18 protein-coding genes and 1 pseudogene are annotated in these 22,410 nt (G+C 62.4%); 9 read left to right on the top strand and 10 right to left on the bottom strand.

What is annotated here, in order from left to right; all coding sequences use genetic code 11:
* Window positions 1-54 precede the first annotated feature (54 nt).
* Window positions 55-1,050: an alpha/beta fold hydrolase gene (locus tag AB7813_RS10735; RefSeq protein ID WP_439083104.1), complete on the bottom strand. Its 996-nt coding sequence runs from the start codon at window positions 1,048-1,050 to the stop codon at window positions 55-57.
* A 9-nt stretch (window positions 1,051-1,059) separates the two neighbouring features.
* Window positions 1,060-2,601 carry a WS/DGAT/MGAT family O-acyltransferase gene (locus AB7813_RS10730; protein ID WP_439072442.1) on the bottom strand — a complete coding sequence of 514 codons (1,542 nt, stop codon included), beginning with the start codon at window positions 2,599-2,601 and terminating at the stop codon, window positions 1,060-1,062.
* A 491-nt stretch (window positions 2,602-3,092) separates the two neighbouring features.
* On the opposite strand from AB7813_RS10730, the gene AB7813_RS10725 reads away from it, so the two are divergent.
* Entirely contained in the window at window positions 3,093-3,581 is a 489-nt protein-coding gene (locus AB7813_RS10725; RefSeq protein ID WP_244527903.1) for a phasin family protein, read from the top strand.
* 102 nt (window positions 3,582-3,683) lie between these two features.
* Here AB7813_RS10725 and AB7813_RS10720 read toward each other — a convergent pair whose 3' ends face one another.
* The 5 genes and pseudogenes from AB7813_RS10720 to AB7813_RS10700 all read right to left on the bottom strand — a co-directional run bounded on the left by AB7813_RS10720 (window position 3,684) and on the right by AB7813_RS10700 (window position 8,373).
* Entirely contained in the window at window positions 3,684-4,109 is a 426-nt protein-coding gene (locus tag AB7813_RS10720) for a DUF4399 domain-containing protein (protein ID WP_089265122.1), read from the bottom strand.
* 27 nt (window positions 4,110-4,136) lie between these two features.
* Complete coding sequence (locus tag AB7813_RS10715) at window positions 4,137-4,796, bottom strand: formylglycine-generating enzyme family protein (protein ID WP_439068994.1); 660 nt, start codon at window positions 4,794-4,796, stop codon at window positions 4,137-4,139.
* 438 nt (window positions 4,797-5,234) lie between these two features.
* Window positions 5,235-5,546 (bottom strand): annotated as a pseudogene (locus AB7813_RS10710) (adenylate/guanylate cyclase domain-containing protein); the annotation flags it as partial.
* A gap of 336 nt (window positions 5,547-5,882) precedes the next feature.
* Window positions 5,883-7,460 carry a fatty acid--CoA ligase gene (locus AB7813_RS10705; RefSeq protein WP_439083105.1) on the bottom strand — a complete coding sequence of 526 codons (1,578 nt, stop codon included), beginning with the start codon at window positions 7,458-7,460 and terminating at the stop codon, window positions 5,883-5,885.
* A 109-nt stretch (window positions 7,461-7,569) separates the two neighbouring features.
* Complete coding sequence (locus tag AB7813_RS10700; RefSeq protein WP_441228086.1) at window positions 7,570-8,373, bottom strand: AraC family transcriptional regulator; 804 nt, start codon at window positions 8,371-8,373, stop codon at window positions 7,570-7,572.
* A gap of 240 nt (window positions 8,374-8,613) precedes the next feature.
* On the opposite strand from AB7813_RS10700, the gene AB7813_RS10695 reads away from it, so the two are divergent.
* Window positions 8,614-8,907, top strand: coding sequence for a hypothetical protein (locus AB7813_RS10695; protein WP_139285773.1), 294 nt, complete (start codon window positions 8,614-8,616; stop codon window positions 8,905-8,907).
* A gap of 67 nt (window positions 8,908-8,974) precedes the next feature.
* Here the strand turns inward: AB7813_RS10695 and AB7813_RS10690 are convergent, their stop codons facing one another.
* Window positions 8,975-9,847 carry an SDR family oxidoreductase gene (locus AB7813_RS10690; protein WP_089265117.1) on the bottom strand — a complete coding sequence of 291 codons (873 nt, stop codon included), beginning with the start codon at window positions 9,845-9,847 and terminating at the stop codon, window positions 8,975-8,977.
* 112 nt (window positions 9,848-9,959) lie between these two features.
* On the opposite strand from AB7813_RS10690, the gene AB7813_RS10685 reads away from it, so the two are divergent.
* The 6 genes from AB7813_RS10685 to ppc all read left to right on the top strand — a co-directional run bounded on the left by AB7813_RS10685 (window position 9,960) and on the right by ppc (window position 18,173).
* Window positions 9,960-10,769, top strand: a complete 810-nt coding sequence (locus AB7813_RS10685) for a crotonase/enoyl-CoA hydratase family protein (RefSeq protein ID WP_439083107.1) — start codon at window positions 9,960-9,962, stop codon at window positions 10,767-10,769.
* Between the two features lie 177 nt (window positions 10,770-10,946).
* A complete protein-coding gene (locus AB7813_RS10680) occupies window positions 10,947-12,491 on the top strand; it encodes an acyl-CoA synthetase (RefSeq protein ID WP_439064446.1) in 1,545 nt (514 codons plus the stop codon).
* Window positions 12,492-12,501: 10 nt separating this feature from the next.
* Entirely contained in the window at window positions 12,502-13,308 is an 807-nt protein-coding gene (locus AB7813_RS10675; protein ID WP_439083108.1) for a transporter substrate-binding domain-containing protein, read from the top strand.
* A gap of 60 nt (window positions 13,309-13,368) precedes the next feature.
* On the top strand, window positions 13,369-14,367 hold the full coding sequence (locus AB7813_RS10670) for a tripartite tricarboxylate transporter substrate binding protein (RefSeq protein WP_439064444.1): 999 nt from the start codon (window positions 13,369-13,371) through the stop codon (window positions 14,365-14,367).
* Window positions 14,368-14,372: 5 nt separating this feature from the next.
* Window positions 14,373-15,296: a DUF1932 domain-containing protein gene (locus AB7813_RS10665; RefSeq protein WP_439083109.1), complete on the top strand. Its 924-nt coding sequence runs from the start codon at window positions 14,373-14,375 to the stop codon at window positions 15,294-15,296.
* A gap of 99 nt (window positions 15,297-15,395) precedes the next feature.
* Window positions 15,396-18,173, top strand: coding sequence for a phosphoenolpyruvate carboxylase (gene ppc, locus AB7813_RS10660; protein WP_439084216.1), 2,778 nt, complete (start codon window positions 15,396-15,398; stop codon window positions 18,171-18,173).
* Window positions 18,174-18,328: 155 nt separating this feature from the next.
* On the opposite strand, the gene AB7813_RS10655 is transcribed toward ppc, so the two are convergent.
* Window positions 18,329-19,444, bottom strand: coding sequence for an SMP-30/gluconolactonase/LRE family protein (locus AB7813_RS10655; protein ID WP_439083110.1), 1,116 nt, complete (start codon window positions 19,442-19,444; stop codon window positions 18,329-18,331).
* Between the two features lie 304 nt (window positions 19,445-19,748).
* Between AB7813_RS10655 and AB7813_RS10650 the strand changes: the two genes are divergently transcribed.
* Window positions 19,749-20,981: a tetratricopeptide repeat protein gene (locus AB7813_RS10650; RefSeq protein ID WP_439083111.1), complete on the top strand. Its 1,233-nt coding sequence runs from the start codon at window positions 19,749-19,751 to the stop codon at window positions 20,979-20,981.
* A gap of 55 nt (window positions 20,982-21,036) precedes the next feature.
* Here AB7813_RS10650 and AB7813_RS10645 read toward each other — a convergent pair whose 3' ends face one another.
* Window positions 21,037-22,338, bottom strand: coding sequence for an MFS transporter (locus tag AB7813_RS10645; RefSeq protein ID WP_175366507.1), 1,302 nt, complete (start codon window positions 22,336-22,338; stop codon window positions 21,037-21,039).
* Window positions 22,339-22,410: the final 72 nt, after the last annotated feature.

Below are 22,410 nucleotides of genomic sequence, written 5' to 3'. Positions count from 1 at the left end.
GTTGCTTTCTGGATTGCTTCGCTGCGCTCGCAATGACGTTGAAAGGTTTCATTCTTACCCAAACCGTCTTCGCCGCCAGTCGATCAGCACCTGGCTGACCTCGTCGGGCTTTTCCTGCTGGGTCCAGTGACCGCTGTCTTTCACCAGATATTTCTCCAGATCGGGAATGATGTTTTCCATGCCATCTGCGGAGGAGGGCGGCAGCACCGCGTCGTTCTCTGCCATGATCATCAGCGAGGGCACGCGCACGGTGTGATCGAGCCCTTCGGCGCGCGCCCAGTTGGCGCTCATGTTGCGATACCAGTTGATGCCGCCGGTGAAGCCGGATTCCTTGAAGGCGTCGACGAAGATTTTCTTTTCCTCGTCGGAGAGAATCTTCTGACGCGGGTCCTTCGCGGGATCGTAAGCAGCGACCATCTGCGGAAATGCCAGATTGGTTTTTGACGACGCGCCGATGCCGCCGACGGGCGTTTCGCCCACATTGGCGTGCTTGCGTGGCATCGGCTTGCGCATGAAGAAGTCGAACGCCTTGTCGACATTCTCGCCGAAGATGCGGTCCGGCTCGTGTGCGGGATCCTGAAACTGGACGATATACATCGTCTCGCCGAAGCGCTTCTTGTAGATCAGCAAGGGATCCACCGGTGCGCGATCGGTATGCGGCGTATTCACGCCGACCACGCCAGCGACGCGGTCGCGATGCCGCAGCGGCATCTGCCAGACGATGAAGCCGCCCCAGTCGTGGCCGACGAAGATCGCCTTGTCGATCTTGAGATGATCGAGCAATGCGACGAGATCGCCGGTGAGATGTTCGATGCTGTAGTCCTCGACCGCGTTGGGCCGCGACGTCGCGCCATAGCCGCGCTGGTCCGGCGCGATCACGCGGATGCCGGCGGCAGCCAGTGCCTTGATCTGATGCCGCCAGGAGAACGCCATTTCCGGCCAGCCATGGCACAGCACCACAGGCGGTGTGTCGCTCATGGGGCCGGCGTCGTAATATCCCATGCGAATGCCGTTCAGCTTGGCGAACTGCAAGGGAGGCATTTCAATCATGATAAGTCCTTAGCTGGCGGTCTTGAGAGCATCGGGCGACGCGAAGGCCGCCTGCAGCAGCGCGAATTCATCTGGCATCATGTCGGCGAGCACTTGCACATGCGGGATGATGTTGGCGCCGGCGATGAAGCCGAAATCGAGCTGGTCGCGATAACTCTGCACGGTGATGTTCAGCGCCAGCCCATGGGTGGCGATGGAGACCGGGAAGATGTGTAAGAGCTCGGCGCCGGCCGCATAGAGTGTCTGCCGCGGCCCGGGCACGTTGGACACTGTGATGTTCGCCGCCGGCGGCAACACGTCGGAGAGGTTGGTGCGGCTGTAGAGCAGCGCCAGGATCTGCACCATGATCGGTGCGCCCAGCATGGAGATGTTGGAGACCTGCGGCATCAACGCCCGCAGCGGATGCGACATCTCCTTGGACTTTGTCGATTGCGCGATGATCGCTTCCAGCCGCTCCTTGGGATCCTCGATATTGGTGGCGATCGAGCAGATCATGCCGAATACCTGATTGTTGGAATCGGTGTTGCCTTCCTCGCGCAGCGAGATCGGCACCGCGGCAGTCAGGGACTTGGCGGGCAGGGCGCCTTTTTCCTTGAGGTAGCGCCGGACCACGCCTGATGAGAGCGCCAGCACAACGTCGTTGAGCTTGCCGCCTGCCTGCTTCGCCACGGCCTTGGCCGCCGATAGCGGCACCGACACGCCGGCAAAGCTGCGCTCCGAGGAGATGGTTTTGTTGAGCAGCGTCGGCGGCGACAGCATGCTGTTGAGACTGTCGCGCGATTTCGGATCGGCGATCTTGGCCATCACGTCGGACGCGCTCTTCACCATGGTCGGGATCGAGCCGGCGAATTTCACCGCACTCTCGATCTGGAACATGGCGTTGTCGAACAGGATCGAGCCGATATCGCTCTTTCCGGAGCGGGGCAGTTCGATGCCTTTTCCGGAATTCTCCAGCGGCTGACGCCAGAGCTGCTGGTAGGAGTCAATGAAGCTCGCTGCGATATCGCGCGGCTCCTGACGCTGCTTGGCGCGCACTTCCGGCTTTTCGATTTCGCGCGGGATCGGTGTCACGTCATAGATCATGCTGGTGAGGGCCGCGCCGGCGCCGCCGTCGATGCAGGCATGGTGCATCTTCGAATACAGGCCGATCTCGTTGTCCTTCATGCCCTCGAAAACATAGAACTCCCACAGCGGCCGGGCGCGGTTCAGCAGCTTGGCATGCATCCAGCCGACGATGCGCTCCAGCGTGGGACGGTCATGGGGCGCGGGCAGGCTGCCGCGAAAAATATGACGGTCGATGTCGAACTGGTCGTCCTCGACCCAGGAGGGGTGATCGATATCCAGCGGGGCCTTTTCCAGCCGGGCCTTGAGGATCGGCGCTACATGGAGGCGCGAGGCGATCATCGCCTTGAAGTCCTCGAAGAAGTCGCCCTTGTAATCCTCGGGCAGGCGAAAGATCGCCATGCTGCCGACATGCATCGGCATCTCCGGCGTTTCCAGATACAGAAACGACGCGTCCATTGAGGACAGCTTCCTGCTGGCTTCCGCCATGATACGTCCCTCCCTCGCATGGTCACCGACGCCTTTGCGGCGCTCTACCGATGAGTGTGCCTGCGCGCGGGGCGAATATGCAATGGCAAAGGCGAGGCCGGAGACCGGCCCGGCCCACGACTTAAGGCTGGGGTCGTCGAGGCGTTGGGAGGTCGGTTTGCCGACTTAAAGGGCAGGTGCCATTTGCCTTGCCCAGTTGGATATCCGAAGAATCCGCGGCTCGAAATGCTAAATTATAAAGCTAAATCAACACGTCGGTTACTCTCCTGTTTCAGATCTCTGGCGGTAGCCCGTTAATGCATCAGGCGCCGCCTGATTACCGGGCATATCACGGGTTTGTGATGCTGCAATGCACCATTGATGTTGCAGTGCATTATTTACTATGTCATAGAAGTTGCACCCCGGGCCCACAACGGCGGGACGGGGTGAGCCGAGCCTGAGTGCAAGCATGAGCTTTGCAGAGGCGGCCCAACCCGAGGATGGAGACGAACATGACGATCGAAACCGAAACCAATTCCGTGCTGAACAACGTCAAGCAGGCTTTCGCGCCCGTCACCGAGGCGTTCACCAAGCTGCAGAACATGGAAGTGCCCGAAGCGACCCGTGACTTCGTCAAGCGCGCTGCCGGCACTGCCAAGGACAAGGCCGCCGACTTCCAGGCCAATTCCGAGAAGGTGACCTCGGCCATCGAAACCGCTGTGTCGAACTCGGTCTCTGAGGCGACCAAGATCAGCCGCAACGTTCAGGACGCGTTCTATGCCGACGTCCAGTCGTTCTTCGCTGGCATCGACAAGCTCGCTTCGGCGAAATCGCTGACCGAAGCCTTCCAGGTGCAGACCGATCTCGTGCGCGCCCATGGCGAAGTGCTGAGCTCGCGCGCCAAGGCGTCGACCGAATATCTCGGCAAGCTGGTGTCGGAAGGCGCCAAGAGCGCGCAGGACAACTTCTCGAAGGCGACGTCGTTCGCCAAGACCGCCTGATCCACACGCGATCAAGCGACATGAATTCGAAAGGCCCGCGCAAGCGGGCCTTTTTTGTTGTTCTGGCAGAGTAGGCCGCACGTCCCGGCGTCGGAAGCACGTTCACTTGATTGTCACGGTGATCTTGTTCGAGACGATGGGCGGGTTGAAGGGATAGTGAGCGCCGTCTCCCAGCACGAGCTGGAGCGTATGTTTGCCGGGGGGCAATTCGATGCGTGCTTCGGTCTGGCCGGCTCCGAAATGGAGATGCGACTTGTCCTGCGGGATCGGCTCCTTCGGATCGAGCGGGTCATTCACATCGATCAGCAAATGATGATGGCCGCTGTTCTGGAAATTATCGCCTGCATGAGTGACGCCCATGTTGCGCAAACCGAAACGACACCAGAACCCGCCCTTGATCACCGCTTTGTCCTGTGGCCACACGAAATAGAGGACCGCATCCTTCGGTGCGGACTTTCCTTGCGCATGGACTGCAAGGGGCGCCGTTGACAGCATGGCGGACAACACGATGAGCCCGGTGATCCTCATGACGCAGCCTTTCCTTCGGGGGCGGTCTCAGGACGAAATGGCAATCCGGAAGCCGTGGGTCGGATATCGCACATTGGTGTCGTAGCCATCGCGGCTTGCGGGTCGGACGTAACGCGCATCGTTTTTCCAGGAGCCCGATCGAATGACGTGCGAGACGCAGTCGTTCTCGACCCATGGCGCGCCGTTCTGCGGGGCACCCTGATAGTTCTTGTGCCAGCAATCCTCTGTCCATTGATTGACGCCGCCACCCATATCGTAGAGCCCGAACGGATTTGGCTTCAGACTGCCGAGCTTGAGCGGCTGTTCGGCGGCGGCGTCCGTGCAGTTCTTGCAATTGGCCATACCGGGCTGCAGCTGATCACCCCACCAGTATTTCGTTTGCGTGCCGCCACGCGCGGCATACTCCCATTCAGCTTCGCTCGGGAGCCGGAAGGCTTTCTGCGTTTCCTTCGCAAGCCACGCGACAAACTGTTTTGCATCGGTCCAGCTCACATCCGTGACTGGAATGTCGTCCCGCCCTGTCACCAGAAACGCGCATGCATTCGCAGCAGCGCAAGCGTTCCACTCCCGAACGGAGACTGGATACTTGCTGATCGCGAAGGGCTTGATCGTGACCTGGTGTATCGGCTTTTCCGATATGTCGTCATTGCTGCCCATCGCGAAGGTCCCGCCGGGGAGCGGGACCATGACGGGCTCTATGACCGGCTTTGGTGGTGCTGGCGGCGGGGGCAGGGCAGGCGTCACCGCCGGAGCAGGTTCAGGCCGGGCTTGCTTGGCGGCGGGCGCGGGCGCTGATCGGGTGCTTGCATTCCCTGTCTCTTGCGGAGGCGCCGCGGGAGCTGACGCCTGATTGCCGATTTCACCGCGCGGGTAAGCCCTCATGTACCAGACGCCGGCGCCTGCGAGAGCCAGCAGGATTGCGCAAAACGAAATGATCAGAACATGTTCACGCCGCTTCCGCGCCTTGTTGAATGCCGCGGGATCAGGAAGCACCCGGTAAACGCGCACCGGATCGGTAATGTTCTTGATCTTGCGGTCTCCAAGCGACTCGTAGCCGCAGACGAGCTTGTGCTTGATCTGCTCGTAGATGCCACCCGAGATGTACACTTGGCCGGGGTCGGCGATCCCCTCGAGGCGCGCAGCGATATTGACGCCATCGCCGAAGACATCATTGGGCTCGATGATCACGTCTCCCAGATTGACGCCAATGCGATATTCGATCCAGGAGCTCTTTGGCAGCGCGGCGTTGCGTCCGATCATGCTTTGCTGGATGACGATGCCGCATCGAACGGCTTCGACTGGACTGTCGAATATCGCAATGAACCCATCGCCAGTCCTTTTGACGAGTTTGCCGTCGTGCTCGGTAATGCTCGGCTCGATGAGGTCACGCTCGATGCGCTTGACGCGCGCATGCGTTTCTTCCTCGTCGAGTTCCATGAGGCGGCTATATCCGCAGATGTCCCCCACAACGATCGCCGCAAGGCGACGCGGCGTTCCGACGCGCGGTGTGGCAGGGTCCTTACCCCTGCCTGAACTGATGTCACGAATCTCGCCGCGCATGAATTCGCGCCTCTACAACGGACACACGAGGTTCACTAGCCGTTCGGTCGACCGTCATGACGCTACGCTCAACGTCTCCGTCAGACAATTAGCTGAAAACGCAAATTGGCTGATCCCGGAGGAGCCGCGCGGTAGCGAGATGACGACGTTCCTCGCATTCGCTGTATCGATATACCCGGCGCCGATAGAATGCGGCGGTAGCTATACAAGTTCTCAGTTCACCTGCCGCTCTTTCCCCACCCAATAGGGATCGCGCAACTGCCGTCGCAGGATCTTGCCCGATGCATTGCGTGGCAATGCTGCGATGAAGTCGATCGTCTTCGGCGCCTTGAATCCCGCGATGCGCTCGCGCGTGAACTTCATCAGGTCGGTTGGGCTGAGCTCCTTGCCGGGCTTCAGCACCACCACGGCCTTCACCGCTTCGCCCCATGTATCGTCGGGAATACCGATGACGGCGACCTCCGCCACATCCGGATGATCGCAGATCGCGCTCTCCACTTCGGCGGGATAGATGTTCTCGCCGCCGGAGATGATCATGTCCTTGATGCGGTCGTGGATGTAGAGGAAGCCGTCTTTGTCGAGATAGCCGGCGTCGCCGGTGCGCAGCCAGTTGTCGCGGCCGAGCGTGCGCGCAGTGGCGTCCGGCAGATTCCAGTAGCCCACCATATTGGACGCCGAGCGCGTCGCGATCTCGCCGACCTCGCCCACAGGCAGCTGTTTGCCGTCGACATCGAGGATGGCGATTTCGATTCCCGGCAGCGCCTTGCCGGCGGAACGCATGCAGTCGCGGCCCTCGACGTGATCTTCCGGGGCCAGCACCACGATGGTACCGGTGGTCTCGGTCATCCCGTACATCTGCACGAAGCCGCAGCCGAATACGCTGATGCATTCCTTGAGCAGGGCGGCGGGGATCGGCGATGCGCCATACATGATGTAGCGCAACTTGCTGAAATCCATCTCCCGCGCACGCGGCTGCCGCACGATGAACTGCATCGCCGCCGGCACCAGGAACAGTTTGCTGATGCCGTAGTCCCGGAAGAAATCGAGCACCTTGTTGGGATCGAACTCCCTGGCGATCACGCTCTTGGCGCCGTGATAGAGGCCGAACACCGCCCAGCCGACGCCGCCGATATGAAATACCGGCATCGCCACCAGCGAGACGTCGTCGGCGGTCCAGACGTTCCAGTCGGGGTTCTCGTCGGTGCCGCCGATGCGCAGCAGTGAGAGGAAATTCTGATGCGACAGCATCGCGCCTTTCGGCTTGCCTGTGGTGCCCGACGTGTAGAGCTGGATCGCGACATCGTCCTTGGTCATTGTGAGGTTAGGATCGCGCTCGCTCTGCGCGTCACGCCAGGCCGTAAAGTCCTGCCACTCGGTTGCGCCGCCTTCCATGGTCATGACGATGCGCACGCCCGGCATTTGTGGCTTGAGGCTGCGTACGAGATCGACGAATTCGGGACCGACGAACAGGACGCTTGCCTTGGCGTCGTCGACAATGAAGGCGATCTCCGGTCCGGCGAGGCGCCAGTTCACCGGCGCCGTCACCACCTTGGCCTTCACGGCGCCGATCAGCAGTTCGATGAAGAGGTCGCTGTTCTTGCCGAGATAGGCGATGCGCTCGTTCGGCTTGACGCCGAGCGCGATCAGCCCGTTGGCGACGCGATTGGCATTGCGATCGAGTGATCTGTAGCTGGTCTCGCGGCCCTCGAACACCAGTGCAATTGAATCGCCGCGCGTCTGTGCTTGCGCGCGAATGACATCGGCCAGCGTGGCCGCTTCCGCAACGGACATGTGTCTCCCTCCCTCAGTTTATTAGTTGCGGTGAGTGTGCGGGCGTCCGGGAGGACTGACAAGACGGGAAAGGTGCTGCGGTGCGGTGAGACAGGTGCCGGGAGGTCGTTCAGCCGACGTTGCGCGTCCTGCGCTGTTTTGCAAAATAGCGCGCGGGCGGCTCGCCAAACGCCCGTCGAAACATCGCGATGAAGTTGCTGGACGTGGCATAGCCGAGCGCTTCGGCGACATCCGCGATGGGTTCATTGGCGGCCAGCCGTTCCAACGCCAGCGTGAGACGCGCCTGCTGCCGCCACTGCGCGAAGCCCATGCCGGTCTCCGTCATGAAGATGCGACGTGCCGTTCGTTCCGACAGGCCAGCCCATTCGCCAAGCTCATGCAGCGTGCGCGCGTCATGCGGCCGCCGGATCAGCGCATTGGCGATACGCAAGGCGCGGATATCCGTCGGCATCGGCAGATGTAGCGGCTCCTGCGGCGCACCGCGGATTTCGTCGAGCAGCACGGCCACGACGCGCGTCTGCGCCGGCGTGAGCCGATCCGCATTCGTCCAACCCGCAGCGCGTCTGACGAGCGCGCGCAGCAGATCGCTGACACCCATGACGCAGGGCTGCGACGGCAATGTCCGGCTCGCGGCCGGCGTCAGGAGTACGCCCCATCCGCTCAGTACACCGCTCAGGGTCACCTTGTGATGGAGCCCGGGCGGCAGCCAGCCGATGCGCTGCGGCGGCAGTAGCCACGAGCCCTGTTTCGTGTGCAGGCGGATCAATCCGCTTTCGATACAGAACAACTGGCCGCGGCGGTGATGATGCCAGTCGAGTTCGCGGGTGCCGAGCCGAAATGCATCGCCGGGCTCATCGCTGCCCCAGATGGCGATTGCGGATGGTCCGTCGAGGCGCTCGGTGAGCGAGGTCATGACACCATGCCTTTTCAGAACCGCTCCAGCCTGGCCGGTTCTCATTATTTTGCGTCCGAATGTCGTTAACGGGTTTGAGCGACCGGGTCTATCTCCGTATGCAGATCAACGAACAGTCAGGAGACGACGATGAGCCTCGATAGCGGTGCCTTTCTCATTCACGATGTTGCGGCGTTCCCGATCGTGTGGGTCCGGCATGATGAGCTTCAGCCGGGAAGTGCGGCGCAGTGGGAGGTCGAGATGGACGATCTCATCGGCCGCAAGCAGCCTTTCGTCATGATCATGGCCAGTCATCATCATGATGAGGCGCATGAAGATCGCAAAGCGAGGGGGCTTTGGCTCAAGCGCAACAAAGCGACGCTCGCGCTGCTTTGCCGTGCCATCATTGCCGTCGAGCCGAATGCCGTCACACGCGTTCTCGTGGAGGCCCAGTCGGCACTTGCGACGAAGGCGTTCGGCATCAGTTCCGCGGTCGTTGCGTCCGAGGACGAGGCCATGAGGGTTGCGCACGAGCGGTTGCAGGTTGCGCGTTGATCAAAAAACAAAGCGAGGCTTCCCGCATGGGAGAGCCTCGCTGCCGGTCGAATTATTTTGGCGGCCCTTACCCCCGCTGCGCCTTGTCCTTTTCGTTCTGCGCTTTGATGCTGTCGCGTGCCTGGATCCATTCGGCATCGGACCAGTCGCGCAGCTGATAGAAGTTGCCACCCATGGCGAGCGCTTGTGCGCCGTCCATGGCGATGGTCTCGCCACTGATCCAGTCGCAGCCGCCGGAGATCAGAAACACCGCAAGGTTCTGCAGTTCTTCCATCTTGCCGACGCGGCCCATCGGGTTCTGCGCGCGGGTGCGTGCACCGGCCTCGTCGCCGGGCTTGATGCGCTTGCTCATGCCTTCAGTGGGGATTTCGCCGGGCGCGATGGTGTTGAGGCGGATGCCGTAGCGGCCCCATTCGGTCGCCAGCGACATGGTCATGGCATGGATCGCCGATTTGCTCATGGCGGAGGGCACCACATAGGGGCTGCCATTGCGTACCCAGGTCACGGTGATCGAGACCACGTTGCCCGGCACCTTGTCGGCGATCCAGCGCCGGCCGACTGCATGGGTCATGTAGAATGTGCCGTGCATCACCGTGTTGGCGACCGCGTCGAAGCCGCGCGCCGACAGGTCCTGCGTCCGCGAGATGAAATTTCCGGCGGCGTTGTTGATCAGGTCGGTGAGGGGGCCATCGGCCCAGATGCCTTCGATCATCGCATCGACCGCCGCGGCGTCGCGGATGTCGACGCCGTGGCTGGAGACCTTGCCGCCAAATTCCGCCATCAACTCGGTTGCGGTCTCGTCGCATACAGCCTTGCGGCGACCGCAGATATGCACTTCGGCGCCGAGTTCGAGGAATTTCGCCGCCATCGATTTGCCGAGACCGGTGCCACCGCCGGTGACGAGGATTTTTCGGCCTGCGAGGAGCTGCTGATTGAACATGGGAGGGTCCTGCTTTAAGAGGATGCGGACGGGTTAATTAGTTGATTGACTAAACCCGATACCGCTTGCGTGTAAAGCGGGAAGAAAAACAAGTCTAGGAAGGAAACCACCCATGGAAGACCGCATCTCTGTGTCCATGACGGATGGCGTTGCCGATGTTCGGCTGGTCCGCGCGGACAAGATGAATGCGCTGGATGCGGCGATGTTTGCGGCATTGGTCGATACCGCCGAGCGCCTGAGCCGGGAGAAGGGGCTGCGCGCGGTCGTGCTGTCCGGCGAGGGCCGGGCGTTCTGCGCCGGCCTCGACATGGGACGATTCGCCGCGATGAACGACAATGGCGGCGACGGTATCGGCGGCGCGCAGAAGCGCGACCTCGCGCTGCGCACCCACGGTCTTTGCAATCATTCCCAGCAGGCGGTGTGGGGCTGGCGCCAATTGCCGGTGCCGGTGATTGCCGCTGTGCATGGCGTCGCCTTTGGCGGCGGCTTCCAGGTCGCGCTCGGCGCCGACATGCGCTTTCTCGCGCCGGACACGCGCATGTCGGTGATGGAAATCAAATGGGGCCTGGTGCCTGACATGGCCGGCACGCCGATCCTCGCCAGCCTCGTGCGCGACGATATCCTGCGCGACCTCACTTACACCGGCCGCATCTTCTCGGCGCAGGAAGCGCTGAGCTACGGCCTCGCCACGCGCATCTGTGACGACCCGCGCGCCGCGGCGCTCGAGACGGCGCGCGAGATCGCCGGCAAGAGCCCCGATGCGATCCGCGCCGCCAAGCGCATGCTCAACAATCTTGCGGTCGATCCCGGTCCGGCGCTGCTCGCCGAATCCGTCGAGCAGATGAGACTGATGGGTGGACCGAACCAGACCGAAGCCGTGCGCGCGAATATCGAGAAGCGTGCGCCGAAATTTGTGGATTAGCCCGCGACATTCTCAGCCGTCATTGCGAGCCCTGAGAAAGTTGGACTTCCAACTTTCTTTGGGCGAAGCAATCCAGAAAGTCACAAACGAAGACTGGATTGCTTCGTCGCAAGGGCTCCTCGCAATGACGGCGAAGAGTTCATCAAAAATCAAAAACAAAAATCCGGAAACGTATCCATGTCGACAAATTCCCTGTTTCAAGGCGTCATCTCAGGCGATCGCCGCCGCGGCTTTGCCGAACTGACCGAACGTGCGAGCCGCATCGCCGGCGGGCTGTCGCGGCTTGGCGTCAAGCAGGGTGACAGCGTCAGCATCCTGATGCGCAACGACATCGCGTTTCTCGAAGCGGCCTATGCGGTGGCGCAGCTCGGCGCTTACGGCGTGCCGGTGAATTGGCATTTCAAGCCGGAAGAGATCACTTATGTGATCAAGGACTCCGGCAGCAATATCCTGATCGCCCATGCCGACATGCTGCATCAGCTGCGCGAGGCGATCCCGCAGGGCATCGTATCGCTGAGCGTGCCGACGCCACCGGAGATCATTGCCAATTACAAGGTCGATCCGGCACGGCTCGGCACCCCGGACGGCGCCATCGATCTGGAGAGCTGGCTGACCGAACAGGCGCCCTATGACGGCCCCGCGCTGCCGCAGCCGCACAACATGATCTACACATCGGGCACCACCGGCCATCCAAAGGGTGTGCGCCGTTTCGCGCCGACGCCGGAGCAGGCGGCGTCCGCCGACCAGATGCGCGCACGCGTCTATGGCCTCAAGCCTGGCGCGCGCGCATTGCTGCCCGGACCGCTCTATCACTCGGCCCCCAATGCCTTCGCGCTGCGCGCCGGGCGCCTCGGTGGCGCGCTGGTGATGATGCCGCGCTTCGATCCCGAAGAATTCCTGCGCGTGGTGCAGGACGAGAAGATCGACACCATCTTCATGGTGCCGACCATGTTCATCCGGCTGATGAAGCTGCCGGAAGACGTCCGTAAGAAATACGACATGTCGTCGCTGCGCCACATCATCCATGCCGCCGCGCCGTGCCCGGCCGACGTCAAGACCGCGATGATCGACTGGTGGGGCCCGGTGATCTATGAATTCTACGGTTCGACCGAATCGGGCGCGGTGACCTTCGCCAATTCCGAGGACGCGCTGAAGAAGCCCGGCACCGTCGGCAAGATCGCGCCCGGCGCCGAACTGCGTTTTCTCGGCGATGACGGCCAGATACTGCCACAGGGCGAGATCGGCGAGATCTATTCGCGCATATCAGGCAATCCGGATTTCACCTATCACAACAAACCCGAAAAGCGCGCCGAGATCGACCGCGACGGCTTCATCACCTCCGGCGACGTCGGCTATCTCGATGCCGACGGCTATGTCTTCATCTGCGACCGCAAGCGCGACATGGTGATCTCCGGCGGCGTCAACATTTATCCCGCCGAAATCGAAGCCGCGCTGCATGCCGTGCCCGGTGTGCATGACTGTGCCGTGTTCGGTATTCCCGACGAGGAATTCGGCGAGTCCCTGATGGCGGTGATCGAGCCGCAGCCGGGTGTGGTGCTCGACCTTGCGACTGTGCGCGCGGACCTCAAGAAGGCGCTGGCCGACTATAAAGTGCCGAAGCAGATGGAGATCCAGAGCAATCTGCCGCGCGAAGACTCCGGCAAGATCTTCAAGCGCCGGCTGCGCGATCCTTATTGGGCCAAGGCTGGGCGGACGATCTAGGAGGGTGATGATGCGCGTGGCAATGATTGGAAACAAACTTGCCGCGCAGATCGCGGCGATCGCTCTCCTGGTGGCAGCGTTTGTCGGTCCTGCAGTCGCCGTCGATCTCGAACCGAAGCAGATCCTCGCTCCAAGCGGGAAGCTGCGTGTCGGGCTCTATCCGGGAACACCGACGTCTATTCTCGTATCGCAAACCGAAGGCCCGCGTGGTGTCGGTTACGATCTCGGCAAGGAGCTCGCGCGGCAATTGGGCGTGCCCTATGAGCCGGTGGTGTTCTCCAGGAATGCCGAGGTTCTCGAAGCGGTGAAGACAGGCGCCGTCGATGCCGCCTTCACCAATGCGTCGGCCGCGCGTGCGAAGGACATGGATTTCGGCCCGTCTTATCTGGAAAGTGATCTTGGGTATCTCGTCGCGAAAGAGTCCAGGGTTGCGGGGCCCGATGATGTCGATGTCAAAGGCGTCCACGTCGGCGTCACCGCCGGAAGTTCATCCGACGCGGTTCTGTCACGCGATTTGAAGAATGCCGAGGTCGTTCGCGTGCCGGCCATCAGGCTTGCGCCCGGCCTGCTGATGGCCGGCAGCATCGATGTGTTCGCCACCAACAAGGCGACGCTGTTTGAACTCGCAGAACAGGCGCCGGGGGCGAAGGTGCTGGAGGGACGCTGGGGCGTCGAGCGGCATGCCATCGCGATCCCCAAGGGGCGCGACGAGGGGATGGCATTTGTCCGCAAATTCACCGAGGATGTGAAGGCGCAGGGACTGGTCGATGCGGCCATCGCACGATCCGGACTGCGCGCTGCGACCACAGCCAAGTAGCCATATCAAGTAGCAACGACACGAGATTGTTGCGCGATATTACAAGAGGGACGACCATCCATGCCCGTGTCTTTGCCTGTTTCCTTGCTTGCGCCCATGAAACTGGCCATCGCCACGGCGGCTGCGCTGCTGTCTTTCACCAGCCCGTCGCTGCACGCCCAGACGTTTCCGAGCAAGCAGGTGACGATCCTGGTGCCCTATGCGGCAGGCGGCGCCGTCGACGTGCTGGCGCGGACCTTTGCGCAGTCGCTGTCGAAGACCTGGGGCCAGCAGCCCGTGGTGGACAACCGTCCGGGCGCCGGTGGCATCATCGCCTCGCAGGCGCTCGCGAAGTCGCCGCCCGATGGCTACACGCTGATCCTTGTCGCATCGGGTCACCCGCTCAATCAGTTCTTCTATCCGAAGCTACCCTACGACACGTTCAAGGATTTCACCGCGATCAGCGAAGTCGCCTATTCGCCGCTGGCCATCGTGGTGTCGAAGGACAATCCAGCCAAGAATTTGCAGGAGTTGCTGGCGCAGGCGAAAGCCAAGCCGGACTCGCTGTCCTACGGCATGTCCGGCAATGGCACCTCGGCGCATCTCGCCGGTGAATTGCTGAACCATATGGCCGGCACCAAGATCGTCTCGATCCCCTATAAGGGCGGTGCGCCAGCGCTCACCGCGGTGATTGCCGGCGACATTCCCATGAGCATCAATCCGCTGCCCGAGATCGTCGGCCAGCTCGAAGGCGGCGCGGTGCGTGCCATGGCCGTGACGACGGCGACGCGCTCGGCGGCCCTGCCCAATGTGCCGACGGTCGCCGAATCCGGCGTCGCCGGTTATGATACGGCGGTGTGGTGGGGATTCCTCGGACCTGCCGGCATGCCGGCCGATGTCGTGGCGAAGATCCATGCGGATCTGGTGACGGCGTTGAAGGATCCGGTGGTGCTAGCGGCGTTGAAGAAGATCGATGCCACGCCGGTCGGTTCCTCGCCCGCCGACTTCGACAAGTTCATGCATGCCGAAGCGGACAAATGGGGGCCGGTGCTGAAGGCGGCAAACATCAAGGTCCAGTAAGCAATATGACTGAACGTTCGAACCAGTGGCACGTCGGCCTGATCGGCTATGGCGAAGTCGGGCGCATTCTCGCCGAAGACCTGCGCAAGCAGGAGATGTCAGTCAGCGCCTATGATCTCAAACTCGACGGCGCAGATGCCGGGCCGTTGAGGGACCATGCGGAGACCCATGGCGTCACGCTCGCATCCTCGCATGCCGATCTCGCCTCGCGCGCGGACTTCATCGTCTGCGCTGTCACCGCGAGCCAGACGGTGCCGGCGGCGCAGGCCTGCGTGCGCGGTCTGAAGCCGCAGGCGTGGTTTCTCGATTTCAACTCGGCATCGCCCGGCGCCAAGCAGCGTGCGGCTGCACTGATCGACGGCGCAGGTGGCCGCTATGTCGAGGGCGCGGTCATGACCTCCATCCCGCCATACCGCATCAGGGTGCCGCTGCTGCTCGGCGGCACCGGCGCGCGCGATCTCGCGCCGCTGCTCAACGCCATCGGCTTCGATGCGCAAGTCGCCAGCGACAAGCTTGGCGTCGCCTCGGCCACCAAAATGTGCCGCAGCATCATGATCAAGGGCCTCGAGGCCATGGTGATCGAGAGCTTTACGACCGCGCGCGCCTATGGCGTCGAGGACGCGGTGATCGCCTCGCTGGTCGAGACGTTTCCGAGCATCGACTGGGAGAAGCAGGGCGCCTATTTCTTTCAGCGCGTCATCGAACATGGCCGCCGCCGCAGCGAGGAAGTCCGTGAGGTCGCCGAGACCGTGCGTGAGATCGGCCTCACGCCATGGTCGGCGGAGGGGACGGCCGAGCGGCAGGGCTGGGTCGCGGATCTCGCCGATGACGGGCTGTTCGGCACCAAGGGCGAGGCGGGTTTCGCGCGCAGCGCGGACTGGCGCACCGAGGCGGATCGGATCTTAGGTAAGGTAAAGCCACGAAGCTGAGTTCCGGGACACTGCTGGGCGCTGCAACTTCGTCTTGCGTCGCAGCATGACTTGCGACCAAATGGGGCGCCGGCAACTTCCTGGAGCGTCCTTGTGTCCCTGACCCTGTCCACCGAAGAACCCGCATCCCAGCGCGGTGACGATCCTGCTCACCAGGAGGCCGATGCCCGGCTGCGCGAGGACATCCGGCTGCTCGGCCGTATCCTCGGCGACACCGTGCGGGATCAGGAAGGCGAGGCGGTATTCGCCCTGGTCGAGAATATCCGGCAGACCTCGGTCCGTTTTCACCGCGACGAGGACAAGCTGGCGCGGCGTGAACTCGAAGCCATTCTCGACGGCATGTCGATCGCCGAGACCGTGCGCATCGTTCGCGCCTACAGCTATTTCTCCCATCTCGCCAATATCGCCGAGGACCAGAACAACATCCGCCGGATGCGGGCGCAGCGCGCGAATGCGGCCAATGCATCGGGTACGCTGGCCCATGCGGTGAAGCGCGCGCGCGAGGCCGGCATCGATGCGGCGCTGCTCAGCAAGTTCTTCGGACAGGCGCTGATCAGTCCGGTGCTGACCGCGCATCCCACCGAAGTGCGCCGCAAGAGCACCATCGACCGCGAAATGGAAATCGCGGCATTGCTGGACCGGCGCGAGCGCATGCAGCTCACCGCCGATGAGATCGAGGCGTCCGAGGAACAGCTGCGCCGCGCCGTCGTGACGCTGTGGCAGACCAATCTGTTGCGCCGGAGCAAGCTGACGGTGCTCGATGAGGTCGCCAACGGATTGTCGTTCTACGATTATACGTTTTTGCGTGAAGTGCCGCGGCTGCATTGTGTGCTGGAAGACAGCCTGCGCGCGCAGGGCGGCGCTGCCGAACTCGGCTCGTTCCTGCGCATGGGCAGCTGGATCGGGGGCGACCGCGATGGCAATCCGTTCGTCACGGCAGATGTGATGCGCGGCACCATGATGCTGCAGAGCAGGCGCGCCTTCAGCTTCTATCTCGACGAACTTCACGCGCTGGGCGCGGAGCTGTCGATGGCGGCGCATCTCGCCGATGTCTCCGATGAGCTGCGCGCATTGGCCGAACGCTCCCCTGATCCATCGCCGCACCGCGCCGGCGAGCCCTATCGTCTGGCGATCTCCGGCGTCTATGCCCGCATGGCGGCAACGGCCCATGCGCTCGAATTGCCGAACCGCCGCGCGGCCGTGGGCGATGCCCCGGCTTACGCATCGGCGCAGGAGTTCAAGGCCGATCTCGACGTGCTCGATCGTTCGCTGATCGCTGATAATTCCGCTGTCATCGCCCGCGGCCGGTTGCGCCAATTGCGCCGCGCGGTGGATTGCTTCGGTTTCTATCTTGCCAGTCTCGACATCCGGCAGAATTCCGCTGTGCATGAGCGCACCGTCGCCGAACTGATCGATGCCGCGATGCCCGGCACGTCCTATCTCGCGCTCGGCGAGGAAGCGCGCATTGCGCTGCTGACGAACGAATTGAAGAACGCGCGGCCGCTCGGCTCGCTGTTCGTCAAATACAGCGAGGAAACGCTGGGCGAACTGGCGCTATTCCGCATGGCGGCGCAGGTTCATGCGAAATTCGGCGCGGCGGCAATCCCCCAATGCATCATCTCCATGTGCAAGGGCGTCTCCGACATGCTCGAAGTCGCAGTGCTGCTGAAGGAGGTCGGGCTCGTCGATTGCTCCGGCCGCAGCGGCATCAACATCGTGCCGTTGTTCGAAACCATCGAGGATCTGCAGGCCTCTGCAGCCATCATGGACCGCATGTTCTCGCTGCACGACTATCGCAAGCTGGTCGACAGCCGCGGCGCGGTGCAGGAAGTCATGCTCGGCTATTCCGACAGCAACAAGGATGGCGGCTTCGTCACCTCCGGCTGGGAACTGTACAAGGCCGAGATCGAGCTCATCGAAGTGTTCGAGCGGCATCACATCCGGCTGCGGCTGTTCCACGGCCGCGGCGGCTCTGTGGGCCGCGGCGGCGGCCCGAGCCACGATGCGATCCTGGCGCAGCCCGGCGGCGCGGTGGATGGGCAGATCCGCATCACTGAACAGGGGGAAATCATCTCCAGCAAATATTCCAACGCCGAGGTCGGCCGCAACAATCTGGAAATCCTCGCCGCTGCAACGCTGGAAGCAAGCCTGCTGGCGCCAAAGCACAGCGCGCCGCGCCGCGAATATCTCGAAGCCATGGAGGAGATTTCCGAACTGGCCTTCAAGGCCTATCGCGGGCTGGTCTATGAGACCGAAGGCTTTGTCGATTACTTCTGGGAATCCACCGTCATCAACGAGATCTCGACGCTGAACATCGGCAGCCGTCCGGCCTCGCGCAAGAAGACCCGCGCCATCGAGGATCTCCGCGCCATCCCCTGGGTGTTCTCCTGGGCGCAATGCCGGTTGATGCTGCCGGGCTGGTACGGTTTCGGCAGCGCCATCGATGCCTGGCTCGCCAATCATCCCGACAAGGGCATGGCGTTCCTGCAGGAGATGCACCGCGAATGGCCGTTCTTCCGCACGCTGTTGTCCAACATGGACATGGTGCTGGCCAAGAGCTCCATCGCCATCGCCTCGCGCTATGCTGAGCTTGTCGCCGACCAAAAGCTGCGCGAGACCATCTTTGGCCGCATCCGCGGCGAATGGCATCTGTGCATCGAGACGCTGCTGGATATTATGGAGCAGGAGCGCTTGCTGCAAAACAACCCGCTGCTCGATCGCTCGATCCGCAACCGTTTCCCGTATCTCGATCCGCTCAACCATGTGCAGGTCGAGCTGCTGAAAGAGCACCGTGCGAATAATCCGGACGAGCAGGTGCTGCGCGGGATTCAGCTGACGATCAATGGCATCTCGGCGGGGCTGCGGAATAGCGGGTAGTCGTCGAGACGCTACGTCCTATCCCTACGTCATGGCCGGGCTTGACCCGGCCATCCATCTTCTCCGTTGCTTGCCAGCAAAGCTGGATGCCCGGGTCAAGCCCGGGCATGACGTGGAGAGAGTCGCGCGAAGCCGCTGGCTGCGACGTGGGTCCCTCAACAGAAATGCGCGCCCTGCGTTTCCACATAGACCGCATAGAGTGACTGGCTCGCCGTCATGAACAGCCGGTTGCGCTTCTTGCCGCCGAAACACACGTTCGCGCAGGTCTCCGGCAGCTTGATTTGGCCGATGCGCTGGCCGTCCGGCGCGAAGATCTGCACGCCGTCATAGCCCTCGCCAACCCAGCCGGCGCCGACCCAGATATTGCCCTCGGTATCGACGCGCAGCCCGTCAGGGAAGCCGGACTTGCCATCCAGCGTCATGTCGATCAGCGGCTTGCCATTCGAGAGCTTGCCGCCGTCCACGTCGTATTGCCACACCGCATTCTTGGCATTGGGATAATGCGTGATGCCGGTGTCGCAGACATAGAGCTTCTTGTAGTCCGGACTGAACGCGAGGCCGTTCGGCTTGAACGGATCGTCGGCGACCTTGTTCACCTGGCCGCTCGTGGGATCGATGCGGTACACCGCTTCCTTCTGGTGCGGCTGCGTGACGCCCGCCGCTGCGCGTTGCCCCTCATAGAGATTGATGGCGCCGTAGCCGGGATCGGTGAACCAGATCGCCTTGTCGACGGGATTGACCACCATGTCGTTCGGCCCGTTCAGCGGCTTGCCGTTGGCCTGTTCGGCGAGCGTCGTGACGCTGCCATTGTGCTCGAAGCGGACGAGGCGCGTGCGCTGCGCGGAAAGCTGGCGGCCCTCGGTGTCGAACGAATTGCCGTTACTCTCCTCGGATGGATAGCGGAAGCGCTCGGAGATGTGGCCGTCATCGTCGAGATAACGCAACTGGCGATTGGCAGGGATATCGCTCCAGATCAGATACTGACCCTGTGCATTCCACGCCGGTCCCTCCGCCCACAGGCAGCCCGTATAGAGCCGCTTGATGACGGTGTTGCCGACTCTCGCCTTGAAGCGATTGGCGTCGATGACGACGATATCGGGATCGGGATAGCGCTGCGGTTCCGCGCCGCGGTTGAAATTTCGCGCCAGCGCATCGGGTGCGATCAGCGTCGTCGCTGCCAATGCAGCGGCGCTGCCTAGGATATTTCTGCGACTGAGTGAGTTGGATATTGCGGCGGGGTGAGCAGAGTCTTGCGTGAGCTGAGTTGGCATCGTCGTCCTCCCGGCTTTTCTGGTTTTCTCCAGCCGTTGCCGGGAGTTTAAATACCGTTGCGACGGGGATGCTACACAATTCGATGCTGCCGCGCGGTCATGGCGGTGCACAAGCGCGCATCGCAGCGCAGTGAACGTTTTGATAGTTCCGCGCGACCAAGACCAAAGCCCTCATTTGATGCGCGGTTCCATGTCATCGTTTCGCTGTCACATATGTGTTGCAGTCGCTTCTGCAGCATTGCTGTTCGCCACATCATTGTCAGCGCACGCGGATAATGGATGTCGCCCGCCGATGGATCAGCGGATGATCGCAGGCTGTAGCGATATCATCGATCGTCCCGGCGCAACGGATGCCGAGCGCTCCGAAGCGCTTCGCCTTCGCGCCATCGGGAACTTCGAACTCGGCCATATGGAGGCGGCGCGCGCGGATTTTACTGCGTTCATCGCACTCAATCCTGATTTTGCGAAAGGCTATGGCGCGCGCGCTATGGTCCACAACCGCCTCGACGAATTCGATCTGGCTATCGCGGATGCTAACAAGGCGATCGCCCTCGATCCCACTTACGCCTCGGGCTTCGGCTCGCGGGCGAGCGCCTATGAATCCAAGGGCGATTTCGTGCGGGCGCGCGCCGATTATGACAAGGCGATTCGCCTGCAGCCGGGCAATTCGTCCTACCATCGTGGACGCGGAATGTTGCGCAAGAGATTGGCCGACATCGATGGCGCGATCGCAGATTTCTCGGAAGCCATCCGCGTCGATCCGAAAGACTATGCGGCGTTCGCATTGCGCGGTAACAGCCGTGCCGCCAAGAAAGACTTTAGCAAGGCGCTGGCCGATTACGACGCTGCGCTGCAGATCAAGCCCGGCGACACCTATGCCCACCGTGGTCGCGCTGACGTCAGGATTCGACGGGGCGACAATGACGGCGCGATCGCGGATTTCGACGTCGTTCTGGCCGGCGATCCGAACGACGTCGGCGCCCATGTTGACCGCGGCATCGCCTTTGCGCGCAAGGGCGATTTTGCCGGCGCGATCCCGGACCTGGACGCGGCGCTAAAGCTGAGGCCGGACGATCCCGACACCCGTAACCGGCGATCGCATATGAACTTCATCGAGGGACATTTCGCCGAGGCTGCCGCCGACTTCGGCGATGTGGTCGAGAAGACGCCGCAATACGAACTGGGCAAGCTGCTGCGCTACATCGCGCGGGCGCGTAGCGGCGATTACGATATTGGCGAGCTGAAGCGCAACACCGACACGCTCGATCGGAAGGGCTGGCCGTGGCCGATGGTGGCGCTCTATCTCGGCCAGATGACCCGCGACGAGATGCTCGCCAAAATGAAGAACATGCCGCTCGACGACGACTTCGGCCCTTGCGGCGTGTCGTTCTATCTCGGTCAGTATCTGATGGTGAAGCGCAAGCCGCAGGAGGCGCTGCCCTATCTGAAACAGGCCGCCGAGGTGTGCCGGGGCGACGGCGAATTCGAGCGCGACGCCGCCCGCAACGAACTCAAGCGGCAGCAGGCGTCGAACTGACAAACAAAAGGGGCAGCGCCAGCGCTGCCCCTTTGAGATCGTCATGCGAGCGCGCTCAAACCTCGTGCTTGTCTGACACGAAGATCGCGATGAGTGTGATCACCGCGGCGGCAAGCACGTAATAGCCGATGTAAGCGAGCCCGTAATTCGCCTGCAGCCAGGTGGCGATATAAGGCGCCAGCGAGGCACCGAAGATGCTCGCCAGATTGAACGTCATCGACGCGCCGGTATAGCGCACGGTGGTCGGGAACGGTGCCGCGAGTGCGGCGCCGATCAGGCCGTAATTGATGCCGAAGATCGCCAGACCGATCAGCGCGAAGGCATAGATGCCCGCCACGCCGCCTGACAGCAGCGGCGCCAGGAAGAACGAGAACACGATCACCATCAGGCAATTGGCGATCAGCAGCGTGCGGCGACCGATCTTGTCGGCGAGCAGGCCGGCCAGGATGTTGGTGGTGCCGAAGGCGACGGCGCCGGCGATCTGCACCTTGAGCGCATCGAGCAGCGACATCTTCGCGATCCCGACGTTGTAGGACAGCAGATAGGCCGTGCAGACATAGAAGAACACGAAGGTCATCAGACCGACCAGCGTGCCGAGCACGAGGCTGCGCTTGTGCTTGCGCAGCAGCTCCATGCTGGGGACGGCAACGCGCTCGGCCTTCTCGATGGCCTTCTGGAATTCCGGCGTCTCGGTGATCGACAGGCGCACCCACAATCCGATGGCGATCAGCACGATGGAGGCGAGGAACGGCACGCGCCACGCCCAGCTCAGGAACGTTTCCGGCGAGACGAAATGCAGCAGGATGAAGAACGTGCCCGACGACAGGAACAGCCCGAGCGGCGCACCGAGTTGCGGGAACATGGCGTACCAGTTGCGCTTGCCCTCCGGCGCGTTCTCGGTGGCGAGCAGCACCGCGCCGCCCCATTCACCGCCGAGACCAAAGCCCTGGCCGAAACGGCACAGCACCAGCAGAAGCGGTGCTGCGAGGCCGATCTGCGCGTGAGTCGGCAGCAGGCCGATCAGCACGGTCGAAATGCCCATGGTCAGCAAGGCTGCGACCAGCGTGGTCTTGCGGCCGACGCGATCGCCGAAATGGCCGAACACGACGGCGCCGAACGGACGCGCAAAGAACGCGATCGAGAACACCGCGAAGGACGCGAGCAGCGCGGCGGTGTCGTTGCCGGCCGGGAAGAACAGTTTTGGAAACACCAGCACCGCGGCGGTGGCATAGACGTAGAAGTCGAAGAATTCGATCGTGGTGCCGATCAGGCTCGCCAGCAGAACGCGGGCGGGGGAATTCAGCGGCTTGGAATGCGGCATGGCCGCGGAGGGCATCGCGCCCGCGTGATCTGTCATGATGTTCGTCCAGCAAATGCGGTTTCGTCCGCACATGCGTGACGTCAAACCCGTTGATTGCTGGTGACATAG

The sequence above is a fragment of the Tardiphaga sp. 20_F10_N6_6 genome (assembly GCF_052076045.1).
GTDB classification, from domain to species: domain Bacteria; phylum Pseudomonadota; class Alphaproteobacteria; order Rhizobiales; family Xanthobacteraceae; genus Tardiphaga; species Tardiphaga robiniae.
Note: the sequence above shows the minus strand (reverse complement) of the source record. Positions and strands in the feature narration are given on the sequence as shown.